16 protein-coding genes are annotated in these 12,804 nt (G+C 71.1%); 5 read left to right on the top strand and 11 right to left on the bottom strand.

The features are described from left to right. Positions 1-6: 6 nt before the first annotated feature. The 7 genes from tolB to ACK8OR_RS14765 form a co-directional block, all read right to left on the bottom strand. Complete coding sequence (gene tolB / locus ACK8OR_RS14795) at positions 7-1,329, bottom strand: Tol-Pal system beta propeller repeat protein TolB (RefSeq protein WP_410190170.1); 1,323 nt, start codon at positions 1,327-1,329, stop codon at positions 7-9. 142 nt (positions 1,330-1,471) lie between these two features. After that, positions 1,472-2,614, bottom strand: coding sequence for a hypothetical protein (locus ACK8OR_RS14790; protein ID WP_410190169.1), 1,143 nt, complete (start codon positions 2,612-2,614; stop codon positions 1,472-1,474). 1 nt (position 2,615) lies between these two features. Next, the gene (locus tag ACK8OR_RS14785) at positions 2,616-3,104 is read right to left on the bottom strand and encodes an ExbD/TolR family protein (protein WP_410190168.1); all 489 of its coding nucleotides are present in this window, start codon (positions 3,102-3,104) and stop codon (positions 2,616-2,618) included. Further along, positions 3,105-3,803, bottom strand: a complete 699-nt coding sequence (gene tolQ / locus ACK8OR_RS14780; RefSeq protein WP_298430055.1) for a protein TolQ — start codon at positions 3,801-3,803, stop codon at positions 3,105-3,107. 73 nt (positions 3,804-3,876) lie between these two features. Then, a complete protein-coding gene (locus ACK8OR_RS14775) occupies positions 3,877-4,725 on the bottom strand; it encodes a type VI secretion system-associated protein TagO (RefSeq protein ID WP_410190167.1) in 849 nt (282 codons plus the stop codon). 44 nt (positions 4,726-4,769) lie between these two features. Beyond that, positions 4,770-5,168: a tol-pal system-associated acyl-CoA thioesterase gene (gene ybgC, locus ACK8OR_RS14770; protein WP_410190166.1), complete on the bottom strand. Its 399-nt coding sequence runs from the start codon at positions 5,166-5,168 to the stop codon at positions 4,770-4,772. 2 nt (positions 5,169-5,170) lie between these two features. Then, positions 5,171-5,803, bottom strand: a complete 633-nt coding sequence (locus ACK8OR_RS14765) for a hypothetical protein (protein ID WP_410190165.1) — start codon at positions 5,801-5,803, stop codon at positions 5,171-5,173. 152 nt (positions 5,804-5,955) lie between these two features. Here ACK8OR_RS14765 and ACK8OR_RS14760 point away from each other — a divergent pair, with 152 nt between their 5' ends. Continuing rightward, positions 5,956-6,843 carry a 50S ribosomal protein L11 methyltransferase gene (locus tag ACK8OR_RS14760; protein ID WP_410190164.1) on the top strand — a complete coding sequence of 296 codons (888 nt, stop codon included), beginning with the start codon at positions 5,956-5,958 and terminating at the stop codon, positions 6,841-6,843. Positions 6,844-6,857: 14 nt separating this feature from the next. Here ACK8OR_RS14760 and ACK8OR_RS14755 read toward each other — a convergent pair whose 3' ends face one another. From ACK8OR_RS14755 to ACK8OR_RS14745, 3 genes are all read right to left on the bottom strand, one after another. Beyond that, a complete protein-coding gene (locus ACK8OR_RS14755; protein ID WP_410190163.1) occupies positions 6,858-7,325 on the bottom strand; it encodes a phosphatase domain-containing putative toxin in 468 nt (155 codons plus the stop codon). A 67-nt stretch (positions 7,326-7,392) separates the two neighbouring features. Next, positions 7,393-7,536, bottom strand: coding sequence for a DUF1127 domain-containing protein (locus tag ACK8OR_RS14750; protein WP_298430064.1), 144 nt, complete (start codon positions 7,534-7,536; stop codon positions 7,393-7,395). 34 nt (positions 7,537-7,570) lie between these two features. After that, complete coding sequence (locus tag ACK8OR_RS14745; RefSeq protein WP_298430065.1) at positions 7,571-7,759, bottom strand: DUF1127 domain-containing protein; 189 nt, start codon at positions 7,757-7,759, stop codon at positions 7,571-7,573. Between the two features lie 204 nt (positions 7,760-7,963). On the opposite strand from ACK8OR_RS14745, the gene ruvC reads away from it, so the two are divergent. The 4 genes from ruvC to ACK8OR_RS14725 all read left to right on the top strand — a co-directional run bounded on the left by ruvC (position 7,964) and on the right by ACK8OR_RS14725 (position 11,653). Continuing rightward, a complete protein-coding gene (ruvC, locus tag ACK8OR_RS14740) occupies positions 7,964-8,458 on the top strand; it encodes a crossover junction endodeoxyribonuclease RuvC (protein ID WP_298430067.1) in 495 nt (164 codons plus the stop codon). Then, positions 8,455-9,090, top strand: a complete 636-nt coding sequence (gene ruvA, locus ACK8OR_RS14735; RefSeq protein WP_410190162.1) for a Holliday junction branch migration protein RuvA — start codon at positions 8,455-8,457, stop codon at positions 9,088-9,090. The genes ruvC and ruvA overlap by 4 nt, the downstream gene beginning before the upstream one ends. A 52-nt stretch (positions 9,091-9,142) precedes the next feature. Beyond that, positions 9,143-10,162, top strand: coding sequence for a Holliday junction branch migration DNA helicase RuvB (gene ruvB / locus ACK8OR_RS14730; protein WP_410190161.1), 1,020 nt, complete (start codon positions 9,143-9,145; stop codon positions 10,160-10,162). An 81-nt stretch (positions 10,163-10,243) separates the two neighbouring features. Next, positions 10,244-11,653, top strand: a complete 1,410-nt coding sequence (locus ACK8OR_RS14725; RefSeq protein WP_410190160.1) for a class I adenylate-forming enzyme family protein — start codon at positions 10,244-10,246, stop codon at positions 11,651-11,653. 4 nt (positions 11,654-11,657) lie between these two features. On the opposite strand, the gene ACK8OR_RS14720 is transcribed toward ACK8OR_RS14725, so the two are convergent. Next, on the bottom strand, positions 11,658-12,737 hold the full coding sequence (locus ACK8OR_RS14720; protein WP_410190159.1) for a sensor histidine kinase: 1,080 nt from the start codon (positions 12,735-12,737) through the stop codon (positions 11,658-11,660). Positions 12,738-12,804 lie beyond the last annotated feature (67 nt).

The following is a 12,804-nucleotide window of genomic DNA, read 5'->3' as shown; positions in this document are numbered from 1 at the left end:
TGTCCTCTAGTTCAGGAGCGGGCCCCACGAGGGGTCCGAGGCGGCCGCGGGTGTCGCGGCGCGTTGAAGATTTCGTCCCGTGATGTCCACGGTATAGAGCGCCGGGGCGCCCGCCGCACCCGCCGTCTCGCGGGTGAACATCACAACCCTGCCATTGGGCGCCCAGGTCGGGCCCTCGTCGAGGAACGCGCCGGTCAGCAGGCGCTCCTCGCTGCCGTCCTCGCGCATCACGCCGATATGGAAGCGGCCCGCATTCTGCTTGGTGAAGGCGATGTAGTCGCCCTTGGGGGACCAGACGGGCGTGCCATAGCGGCCCTCGCCGAAACTGATCCGCGTGCCCTCGCCGCCCGAGGACGGCATGACGTAGAGCTGCGGCGCGCCGGAGCGGTCGCTCTCGAAGACGACGCGGCTGCCATCGGGCGAGAAGCTCGGCGCGGTCTCGATCGACGGCGCGGTCGTCAGGCGCGTCTGCGCCCCGGTCGCCAGGTCGAGCGCATAGAGATCGGTGTTGCCCGCCACTTCGGCCGAGTAGACGACGCGGCTGCCATCGGGCGAGAAGCGGGGTGCGAAGCTCATGTTCTGGTCGACGCCGCCGATCGTCTGGCGCTGAAGGCTGGCCACATCGATCACGGTCACGCGGGGGAAGCCGCTCTCGTAGCCGGTATAGATGATGCGCGAGCCGTCGGGCGAGAAGCGCGGCGCCAGCACGATCGCGTCGGACGAGGTCAGGTAGCTGACATTCGCGCCGTCGTAATCCATCACCGCGATCCGCTTCTGGCGGGCATCCTTGGGCCCGGTCTCGGAAACGAAGACCACGCGGCTGTCGAAATAGGGGCCTTCGCCCGTGATCCGCGAATAGGCGGCATCGGCGACCTTGTGCGCCATCCGGCGCCAGCCATCGACGGTCCCGACGAATTGCAGACCGTCGCCCAGCGGCGCCTCGGAGAAGATGTCGAAGAGCCGGAACTGCACGACGATCCGGCCATCGCCCTCGACCAGCACGGACCCGGTGATCAGCGCCTGCGCGTTCACGGCCTTCCAGTCGGACCATTGTACGGGGCTGTCGAAATTGCCGATGCGGGAGATATGGGCGTCCTGCGGAATCTCGCGGAAGAGGCCGGTGTTCACGAGGTCGGCGGCGATCACGCGGGTGATATCCTGAGACAGGTCCGCGGCGGCGGCGTTGCGCGCCACGAAGGTCGGGATCGCGACCGGCAGGGGTTCGATCACGCCGTCGGTGATCGTGATCCGCAGCGGGCCGTCCTGCGCCGTCGCGGGGGCCGCGATCAACAGGGTCAGCAAGGTCAGGAGGGTCGTCAGGACGCGCATGGCGTGGGCCTCTCGGGGTCGGTCAGGTTCCGTATCGCGGAGCGGGCCGCGTTTCTCAATGGGTCACGCCGGGCTGACCGTCGAGGGGCAAAGGTTTGCCCGTCCGGTATCGCGCGCGGGCGCGTGGTCATGCGATAGCATCTCACCGCGCGCGCATCTGTTCCGGATCGAAGGTCATCTCGATCTCGCGCCATTGCTCGAATTTCTCGTCCGGCAGGTCGAACCCGCCCTGGCCGCAGCGGATGATCGCGCGGCGTCCGGCCTCGTAAGCCTGGTTCGCCGCGGCCTGGCTGCCGCCCTCGAACCCGGTCAGGCGGATGGTGTTGGTCAGCGGCGTGCCGTCGCGGTTCATCTCCATGAAGATCGTCACGCGCGTCCGCATCGCTTCGGTCGAAAGCGAGCCGAGGTTCCAGCAGCGGCTGACCGAGACGCGCAGACCGTCGCGCTCGCCTTGGGTCAGCGGCGGGCCCGCGGGGGCCGAGGGCGCCGGGGCGGGCTGGCTGACGGCTTCGGCGACGGCACCCGCGATGGCCGCCGCAAGCGGGTCTTCGGCCGGGGCCGGGTCGGCGGCGGGGGCGGCCGGTTCGTCCGACGCCGTCTCGACGGGTTGCGAGACCGGTTCGGGGCGCGCGGGCCTCCGACCCGGGCGCAGCGACGTCTCGGGTGCGGCCGACGGCGTGTCGGCCTCGGTCACGATGACGGGCGCGGCCTCCTCGGGGGCGGCGGGCGTGTCTGCGGGCTCGACCGGGTCGGCGGTCTCGGCGGGAGCGGGGGGCGATTCGACCGTGGGCGCGCTCTCGGTCATCGGCGGCGGCGCGGGGGCGGGTGTCGGGGCCACGCGCGGCGCAGCCTCGGGGGCGGGCGCGTCGCTGACGGGCCGGTCGGGCGCCTCGGCGGGCGAGGCGAGCGGGTCCGGCGTGTCGGGCGCGACCTCGGTCGGCGGCGGCGGGGTCAGCGCGGCCACGTCCGGATTGCTGTCGGGCGGGGTCGGCGCGGGCTGATCGGGGCGCGCGGGCGGCGGCGTGCTGTCGGCAAGCGGCGCGGGCGCGGGGGCGGCATCGGCCGGCGTCTCGGGCGGGGTCGGCGCGGCCGGGGTCGGCGGCTCGGGGCTGTCGGGCGCGTTCGAGACCATCGCGTCGAATTCCGACGCCGAGATCACCGAGACCGCGGCGACCGAGATGCTGTCCTCGGGCGGCGGCGCGTGGAACAGCCCCGCGACCAGCGCATAGGCGATCAGGCCCGCATGGGCCGTCCCCGAGATCGCGAGCGCCGTGCGCCGCTCCATGTCAGTTGCCGTCCGGGTCGTCCGACGTCCCGTCCAGCGACGGCCCGCCCGGATCGGTCACGAGGCCGATATCGCGGAAGCCGCCCGCGTTGAGCGCGCCCATCACGACCATGATTTCGCCATAGGGCACCACGCCGTCGGCGCGCAGGAAGACCTTGTCGCCCTGCCGCTCGCCCGCGATGGCCTGCAGGCGCGGCAGAAGTTCGTTCCGCGGCACCTCCGTCGAGCCGATCAGGATCCGACCGTCGGCGGCGACCGTGACGGCCAGCGGCTCCTCCTGCTCCTGCGGGAGCGGGGCGGCGGCGGTCTCGGGCAGCTCGATCGGGACACCGGCGGTCAGAAGGGGGGCCGCGACCATGAAGATGATCAGAAGCACCAGCATCACGTCCACGAAGGGCGTGACGTTGATCTCGGACATCGGCGCGCTGGCGCGCGAACGCCTGCGCCGTCCGCCCGCCGCGCCGCCGGGCTGGATGAGGCCGCCGGCCATTCAGGCGGCGTCCAGCTGCCGCGACAGGATGGTCGCGAACTCGTCCGCGAAGGCCTCGAAATTGCCGGTGATCCGGTCGGCGTCGCGACTGAGCTTGTTGTAGAAGACCACCGCCGGGATCGCTGCGACGAGGCCGATGCCGGTCGCCAGCAGCGCCTCGGCGATGCCGGGGGCGACGACGGCGAGGTTGGTCGAGCCCGAAAGCGCGATCTGCTCGAAGGCATGCTTGATGCCCCAGACCGTTCCGAACAGCCCGACGAAGGGCGCGGTCGATCCCACGGTGGCGAGGAATGTCAGCCCGCCCGCGAGGCGGTCGCGCTCCTTCGAAATGGCGACGTCCATGGTGCGGTCGATGCGCGCCTGCGTCCCGGCGATCAGGCCGCCATCGTCGCGGTGGCTGCGGTTCCATTCGCCCATGGCGGCGACGAAGATGCGTTCCGAGGCGGATCGCGGCGTGTCGCCGATCTTCTCGTAGAGTTCGTCCAGCGGCTCGCCCGACCAGAAGGCGCGGTCGAAGGCGGCGGCGTTGCCGCGCGCGCGCCGGAATTGCACGACCTTCTGGAACAGGATCGCCCAGACCCAGATCGAGGCCGCGAACAGCATGATCATGACGATCTTCACGACGAAGGTCGCCCGCCAGAACAGCGCCCAGAGCGAGAAGTCGATCTCGCTGGCGGCTGCCAGTACTTCCGTTTCCATGTGGACTGCCCGTCCCAGTGTTTGCGTCGTTCTCGACGGCGTAATTGGGGGCGAGGTTAACAGAAGTGAAGCGTCATGGCGAGTGGGATCGGCCTCCGGGCGAAATCCCGCGTGTCCCGCGTGGTATCGCGACCGGCCAGGCGAGCGGCGGGCGCGCCGACGCGGATGCGGCGCGGATGACGCGGTCCGGCCTGGCATGCGCCGGGTGTTCGGGCCAGGCGAGCGGTGACGCGGTCGGGGCCCCGGAGCCGCGCACCTGCGACACCGACCAGGGCGGCGTCTCGGACCAGTGGCAGGCGGCGCGCAGCGCATCGAGATGCGGGGCAAGGCCGGAAATGGGAAAGGACAGCTGCTCGATACGGCCACTCTGGTCGGTGAAGCGCGCGTGGAGCGTCCTGCGCCCGGCGAGGTCTTCGATGAAGGTCCGCGCCCCTTCGTAGGTCCAGTAACCGAGGCTTTCGCCCCTGTCGTCGACCTGCATCCGGGTGGCGGTCGCGGGCCCGTCGTCTAGGCGCAGTTCGACCGGCCAGCCGTCCGGATCGCGGGCGGGGGTCTGGCAGTCATGCGCGATATAGGCGGCGGTGCGGTCGCCGAAACATCGCAGGAACAACGTCGCCCGCCTCCGTGCACCGCAGGTCAGCGGCGCGTCCGACGGGGTTGAGAGATAGACGTTCTCGAACCCGTCGAAGGTCGAATCCTCGGTCAGGACTGTCCAGGGCGAGGGTGGCGGTGTTGGCGTCGCGGGTCGCGAGGGCGGAACGGCGAGGACCTCGGTCGCGATGGCGGTCGGCGCGGCCTGTTGCGGCGCGGCCATTGCAGGGGCCGCTGCCGCCCCGAGCATCACCGCATCCCCCGCCCGCCCGAGCGCGTAGCCCGAGGCGAGCGCCAGCACGAGGGCCATGGACCGCAGGATGAAGGACATCGCACACCTCAGAATCGCGTCGGGCGAGGATCGCCCACGAGGCGTTAAGGCGAGGTTTCCGCGAGCGGCATGTCGGCGATGGACGCGGGCAGGCGCCTCGGGCGACCGGCGACGGTCATGCAGACGATGGTGATCTCCGCCTCGAACAGCAGATCCGCGCCCCGCAGCACGCGCTGCGACATCACGAAGCGCGCCGGGCTGCGGGCGGTCAGACGGGTTTCGACCAGAAGTTCGTCGTCGTAGCGGGCGGGCCGCCGGTAGTCCGCCTCGACCCGCGCGACGGCGAAGACAATACCGTCGGCGCGCATTGCAGCCTGGTCGATCCCGGCGGCCCGGACCATCTCGGAGCGGGCGCGTTCGATGAAGCGCAGGTAGTTGGCATAGTAGACGATCCCCGCCAGATCGACGTCCTCGTAATAGACGCGGATTGGCCAGCGATGCACGGTCACTGCATCCGCCCCAGCCGTGCCGCGAGGCGCAGCGCATGGGCCGGATCGCGCTCCATGGCCGGCAGGACGGAATCGTAGGCCGCGCGGATCACGCCGGCGATCTCGGGGCGGAGCACGGCCGTCCCGTCGATCACCACCAGCGGCGAGGTGTCGCCGAAGGCCGTGTCCGACCAGAGGAGGACCGCCTGCACCATCTGGCTGAGCGCCAGGGTTTCGGCGGGCACGTCCGACAGATGCGAGTCCATGCGGATGAAGGCGAAGCAGGCCCGGATCGCGCCGGACTCGTCGAAGCGGAAGATGCGGTACTGGTTGGCGTCCGCGGCCTTCAGGCGCGCGACCAGCGGGCCGAGTTCGGGGATCAGCCGGTCGAGATTGGGCGTCTCGGGCAGCTCGTCCCAGTCGCGCAGGAAGAACACCATAAGGTTCGCGCCGAGTTCGGGGTCGGTCTCGGCCATCCGGTGACCCGACAGCAGGCAGAGCGCCTCGACCGCGCCCTTGAGGACCGCGACCGTCGCATCGGTGACGCCGAAGACGACGGGCACGATGGGGCGGCCCCAGCGGGCGAAGAGGTAGTCGCCATCGGCGCGGGTGAAAAGCGCGGCGACGGCGTCGGGCGTGAGCGTCGTCATGGGGGCGGGATGCCACGGGGCGGCGGGTTTCGAAAGGGCGAAGCGGTCGTATCCGGTCGGTTCGGCGGCCGCCGGTGCGGCGCGACGGGCTTGACCGGCGCGGGCGCGGGCATCATGGCCCTCGCGACCCCCGATGGACCGGAGTGCCCGCCATGACCGACCCGCATATCACGCCCGCGTCCTGGACCGCGCTGACGACGCTGTCCGACAAGGCCTCCGCCGAGGCGCTGGGCGCGGCGATGGAGCAGATGGATCCCGCGCCCGACGGAATCGGCGTCTTCGAGATGGAGGACGGCTCGGGCCTCTGGGAGGTGGGCGGCTATTTCTCGGCCGCGCCCGACACGGTGGCGCTGGCGCTGCTGGCGGCGGCCTACGGAGCGCAGCCCTTCGCCGTCTCAGAGCTGCCGCCGACCGACTGGGTGGCCCATGTCCGGCGCGAGTTGCAGCCCGTCGAGGCGGGCCGCTTCTTCGTCTATGGCAGCCACGATGCGGACCGCGTGCCCGAGGATCGCGTGGCCTTTCTGATCGAGGCTGCGATGGCCTTCGGGACGGGGCATCACGGCACCACGAAAGGCTGCCTTCTGGCCTTCGAGGCATTGCTGGAGGATGGGCTGGACCCCGGCCCGGTGGCCGATATCGGCGCGGGCACGGCGGTTCTGGCGATGGCGGCGGCGAAGGTCTGGCCGGACGCCCCGGTCGTGGCCTCGGATATCGACGCGGTGGCCGTCGAGGTGGCCGAGGCCAATCTCGAGGTGAACGACATGGCGGGCCGGGTCGCCTGCGTGGAGGCGGCCGGGTTCGATCATCCCGCGCTGGCCGGGCCGTTCGACCTGATCTTCGCCAACATCCTCAAGGGCCCGCTGATCGATCTGGCGCCCGACATGGCACGGGCGTCCGCGCGGGGCGGTGCCGCGATCCTGTCGGGCATTCTGAACCCGCAGGCCGAGGACGTCGTCGCGGCCTACGGCGATGCGGGATTCGATCTTGTCCGGCGCGAGGTGCTGGGCGACTGGACGACGCTGACCCTGCGGCGCAGCTGAGGCCGGATCGCGGCTCAGCCGATGGCCCAGCGGTACTGCGCGTCGGTTTCGACCGCGCCGGGTCGGATGGCGCGCAGCCGGGCGAGGGCGGCCTCGGGCGGCTCGCCCGCCCGGATCATCAGTCGCAGGGCGATCATGCCCGAGCGACCCCGCCCGGCCTGGCAGTGGATCAGGAGGCCACCGCCCCGGCCCAGCAGGTCCGTCAGCCCCGGCTCGAGCCTTGCCCATTGGCCGGCGGCGGCGCGGTCCGGGGTGCAGAAGTCGACGATCGGGACGTGATCCCAGCCGAGGCCGCGCGCGTGGCAGCCATCGCGGATCGCGTCGACATCCGCCTCGGCCCCGGCGGTGAGCGTCAGCACCCGCTCCGCGCCCCATTCCGCGATCCGGTCGAGATCGTCGCTGACGGGCCCCGCACGGCCGGGGCGCGGCGCGAGGCCGATGCGGCCGGGCCCGATCTCGAGGGACGCGATGTCGAAATTCATGGCCTGCGGTAGCGCGCGGCGCGGCAAAGAAAAAGGCCCGCCGGATCGGGCGGGCCTTTGGTGCGCGTCAGTGGAAGCGGATGTCCACGTCGGCGCGGTTCATTCCGATATCCTCGAGCGCGCGTTCGTCGAGGCGGTAGAGGTCGCGGCGGATGGCCCGGCGGGTGCGCCAATCGGCCAGGGTCTGGGAGAACTGGGTGATCGTCGTCATGTCATGGCTCCTTGGTCTTGCGTGTTGCGGAAGCTCAGCGGCGGGCGATGGCGTCGATGTCGCCGCGATCGAGGCCGATGTCGTTCAACTCGCGATCGGTCAGGTGCGACAGCGCCTTGGTCGTGACGCGGCGGTCGTTCCAGGCGACGATGCGCCCGAGAACGTTGGCGAACAGGCCCGATGCGGGGGCGGCGGCGGGGCGGAAGGTGTCGAAGGTGGCCATGATCGGCTCCTGTGGTCAAAGATGGTCATTGGGGTGGGCGACCCTCTTTGGCCGTCCTCGGATGAGCGGCAGATAGGACCGGTTTTCATTCCGCACAAATATCATGCGGACATGCCCGTCATGCGCGCATTGCATGGCGGCGCTGGCCTTGGGACGGACCCCGTGCTAGACCGAAACGAAGGAAGAACATCCGGGGCAGGGCAGATGCGCGTGATGGGGATCGATCCGGGGCTGAGGGCCTGCGGTTGGGGCGTGATCGACGTCGACGGCCCGCGCCTGCGCCACGTCGCCAACGGGACGGTGCGCCCGAGCGGTCAGGGGATGGGCGAGCGGCTGCTGTCGCTGCACCTGATGCTGAGTGCCGTGCTGGCCGAACACGCCCCCGATGCCGCCGCGGTCGAGGAGACCTTCGTGAACGCGGGCGGGCAATCGACCCTGAAGCTGGGCCAGGCGCGCGGGATCGCGGTGCTGGTGCCCGCGCAGGCCGGGATCGCGGTCGGCGAATACGCGGCCAACGCGGTCAAGAAGGCGGTGGTCGGCGTCGGCCACGCGCAGAAGGACCAGGTCCTCCACATGGTGAAGATGCAGCTTCCGGGCTGTGCCCCCGACTCGGCCGACGCGGCCGACGCGCTGGCGATCGCGCTCTGCCACGCGGCGCATCTCCAGACGCGGGGTCGGCTGGCGGAGGCGCTCCGGTGATCGGACGGCTTCGGGGCGAGGTGGCGTGGCGGGCGGCCGATCACGTCATGCTGGACGTGGGCGGCGTGGGCTATGTCGTATTCTGCTCGGACCGGACGCTGGCCGCGATGCCGCAGGTCGGCGCGATGGCCTCGCTCTGGACCGAGATGGTCGTGCGCGAGGACCTGATGCAGCTTTTTGGGTTCCTCACCGTGCAGGAGCGGGAATGGCATCGCCTCCTGACCAGCGTGCAGGGCGTCGGCGCGAAAGTGTCGCTCGCCATCCTCGGTGTGCTTGGGCCGGACGGCGTCGGGCGGGCCATCGCGCTGTCGGATGCGGGCGCGGTCAAGGCGGCACCGGGCGTCGGCCCGAAGCTCGCGACGCGCGTGGTGAACGAATTGCAGGGCAAGGCGCCCGCGCTGATGGCGATGGCCGGCGGCGGGGACGACCCGCTGATCGAGGGCGCGGCGGCCCCCGTGGCGCAGGTCGTGGCCCCGACGGGCGGTGCGCAGGCCGACGCGCTCTCGGCGCTGACCAATCTCGGCTACGCCCCCGTCGATGCGGCGCGCGCCGTGGCCGAAGTGGCCGACGACGCCGACGATGCCGGCGCGCTGATCCGGCTGGCGCTCAAGCGCCTCGCGCCGGGGGGCTGATGGCCATGAGCATCCGAACGCCATCGACTGACAGGCCGGGGGCCGTCCGCCCATGACGGAGCGCGATCCCTTGCTCGACCCCGCCCAGCGCGATGAGGGCGACCGGGCGCTCCGGCCGCAGGTGCTCGACGAGTTCATCGGCCAGGCCGAGGCACGGTCGAACCTGCGCGTCTTCATCGAAAGCGCCAAGCGGCGCGGCGAGGCTATGGATCACGTGCTGTTCCACGGTCCGCCGGGGCTCGGCAAGACGACGCTGGCGCAGATCATGGCGCGCGAGCTGGGGGTGGGGTTCCGGATGACCTCGGGGCCGGTGCTGGCCAAGGCGGGCGATCTCGCCGCGATCCTGACCAATCTCGAGCCGCGCGACGTCCTTTTCATCGACGAGATCCACCGCCTGAACCCGGCGGTCGAGGAGGTGCTCTACCCTGCGCTCGAGGATTTCGCGCTGGATCTCGTGATCGGCGAGGGGCCGGCGGCGCGGACGGTGCGGATCGACCTGCAACCCTTCACGCTGGTCGGCGCGACGACGCGGCTGGGCCTGCTGACGACGCCGCTGCGGGACCGCTTCGGCATCCCGACGCGGCTGGTCTTCTATACCGAGGACGAACTCCACGAAATCGTCACCCGCGGTGCGCGACTGATGGGCGCGCCCGCCACGGATGACGGCGCGCGCGAGATTGCGAAGCGTGCGCGGGGCACGCCGCGGATCGCGGGGCGGCTGCTGCGCCGGGTCGTGGACTTCGCGGTGGTCGAGGGCAACGGGCGGGTGACGCAAGGCGTGGCCGACGGCGCGCTGACGCGGCTCGGGGTGGATCACCTCGGGCTCGACGGCGCGGACCGGCGGTATCTCTCGCTGATCGCGGAGAATTACGGCGGCGGGCCGGTGGGAATCGAGACGATCGCCGCGGCCCTTTCGGAAAGCCGCGATGCGCTCGAGGAGGTGATCGAGCCGTTCCTTCTGCAACAGGGGCTGATCGCGCGGACACCGCGCGGGCGGATGCTGGCGCACAAAGGCTGGAGCCATCTGGGCTTGTCCGCGCCCGGCGGGCCGAATGGCGATCTGTTCGGCTGAGGGCGGGGCGAGGGGTTCCACCCCTCGCGCACCCCGGCATATTTGACGAACATCGAAGGGGTTGGCGTCGGGGGCCGGGTGATGGTCGAGGAAATGGATCAGGCGGCGTTCAACCTCGCGGCCTATGTCCTGGCGGCGGGACGGACGCGGGCGGATCGGCCCGCGCTGATCGTGCCGGGCGTGCAGCGATGGACCCACGGCGCGCTGGCCGATGCGGTCGAGCGGCGGGCGGGCGGGCTGGCGGCGCGGGGCCTGATGCCGGGCGACCGGGTGCTGCTTCGGCTGGGAAATTCGGGCGACTTCCCGGTGACCTTTCTCGCCTGCGCGCTGGCGGGCCTGGTTCCGGTGCCGACGGCGGCGGGTCTCACGGAGCGGGAGATCACCAGGATGGCCGCGCTGGTCGATCCCGCGCTGGTCGTCGCCGAAGCGGGCATCGCGCGACCCACCGGGGCCGACGCGGTCGCGCCCGGCGCGCTCGACGCCGCTCCATTGCCACCTGCGGACTGGGCGCGCGGGTCCGCGGACCGCCTCGGCTATATCGTGTTCACCAGCGGATCGGGAGGCACGCCCAAGGCGGTGGCCCACGCGCATCGCGCGGTGCTGGCGCGGCGGGCGATGTGGGACGGCTGGTACGGGCTGCGTGCCGATGACCGGATGATGCATGCGGGGGCCTTCAACTGGACCTACACGCTGGGCACGGGCCTGCTGGACCCATGGGCGATCGGGGCGACGGCCATCGTGCCACCCCCCGGTGCGGTGGACCTCGCGGCACTGATGCGTGCCGAGGAAGCGACGATCTTCGCGGCGACGCCGGGGATCTACCGCCGGCTCCTGCGCGGGGACCTGTCGGGGCTGGATGCGCTGCGGCACGGGCTCTCGGCGGGCGAGCGTCTGCCCGAGGCGACCCGGACCGCCTGGCACGCGGCGACGGGCACCGATCTGCACGAGGCGCTGGGGATGTCGGAGTGCTCGACCTTCGTGTCGGGGTGCCCCGAGCGCCCGGCACCGCCGGGGACATCGGGCTATGCGCAGCCGGGCCGACGGGTCCGCGTGGTCGATGGCCGCCTGCAGGTCGCGACCGACGATCCGGGGCTGATGCTCGGCTACTGGGCGGATGGCGCGCCGGTGCCGGTGGCGGGCGACTGGTTCGACACCGGCGACCGGGTGACGATGCGCGCGGACGGCGCGATCCGGCATGAGGGCCGGGCCGACGACCTGCTCAACCCTGGCGGGTTCCGCGTCTCGCCGCAGGAGGTCGAGGCCGCGCTGGCCAATCTGCCGGTGCACGAGATCGCGGTTGGCTGCACACGGGTGGCTGGCGGGGCGGAGGTGCTGGCCGCCTACTATGTCGGCCCGTTGCTGGACGAAGGCCTGGCCGATGCACACGCGACGGCCCGGCTGGCGGCCTACAAGCGCCCGCGGCTCTGGCTGCGACGGAAGGCGCTGCCGCGGAATGCGAACGGCAAGCTGCGGCGACGCGACCTGGCCTGAAGGTTCAGCTGCCGCGGCTCTCGGTGGCGCGCACGGCCTGTTCGACGACCTGGTCGGCGTAGCGGTTGCCCTCGGTATAGGACATCTCGGCCGCCTTCCAGGTGCAGCGGAAGGTCAGGCCCGTCGGCGCCCAGTCGAATTCCGGGACGCCGTCGAAGGTCGCAACCGTCATCGACCGCAGTACTCGCATGCCGAACCCGGTGAGCTTCGCAGGCGGCGTGATCTCGTGCGGGGCGGTCTCGCGCCAAGTCAGCACGAAATCGCCGTCGGAGACGAGGATCGACAGCGCCACGCGACCCTTGGGATCCGACAGCGCGCCGTGCTTGACCGCATTGGTCAGAAGCTCGTTCAGCGACAGCACGACGGTCTGGGCCGCCGTGCCGTTCAACGCGAAATCATTCGTCAGCTCGACGTCGATCTGTCCCGCCTCGACCAGCGCACCCAGCGTCGTGTCCACCAGCGCCCGCAGTCGCACGAGCAGCCGGTTGCCGGAGAATGTCAGGCTGTTGACGTCCGAGAGCGCGCGCAGGCGGCCCTGGAAGCTCTCGATCAGGGCCTCGCGCGTGTCCGAACTGCGGGCGGCCATGTTGAACATGCCCCCGACCAGCGCGAAGATGTTCTTGATGCGGTGCGCCATCTCGCCCGCCATCAGCTCGGCCCGCTCCTGCGCCTGACGGAACGCGGTGACGTCGTGATTGACCCCGATCAGCAGCTTGCGCCCGTCGGCGGTCGTCATCGGGCGGCCGGCCCCGTCGATCCACATGACCTTTCCGCTCGGATGCACCACCCGGTACTCGACGGCGAAGGCCGCGCCGGTCGCCCGACTTTCCTCGATGGCCGTGCCGACATGGGCGCGATCCTCGGGCATGATGAACTCGAAGAAATCCACCATCGGAAACGCGGCGTCGAGATGCGGCAGGTCCATCAACCGCCGCCACGTGGGATCGACGACGCAGAGGCCGCTGTCGAGATCGGCGACCCAGCGCCCGATCCCGCCCGCCGCGGGCGCGAGCGACTGCCAGTCGGTATCGATCTGCAACTGCGCCGACAGCATGGCTGTCTCGGTAGGGTTGCCGTCGCGCATCTGGTCTGTCCGGGGTACAATTCGAATGGCGGAGGCATTGTCATGAGACGTAGGTGATTGCAAGACG

The organism is Jannaschia halovivens (assembly GCF_046452375.1).
Taxonomy (GTDB): Bacteria; Pseudomonadota; Alphaproteobacteria; order Rhodobacterales; family Rhodobacteraceae; genus Jannaschia; species Jannaschia halovivens.
The sequence above is the reverse complement of the archived record's forward strand: the minus strand, read 5'-3'. Positions and strand labels throughout refer to the sequence as shown.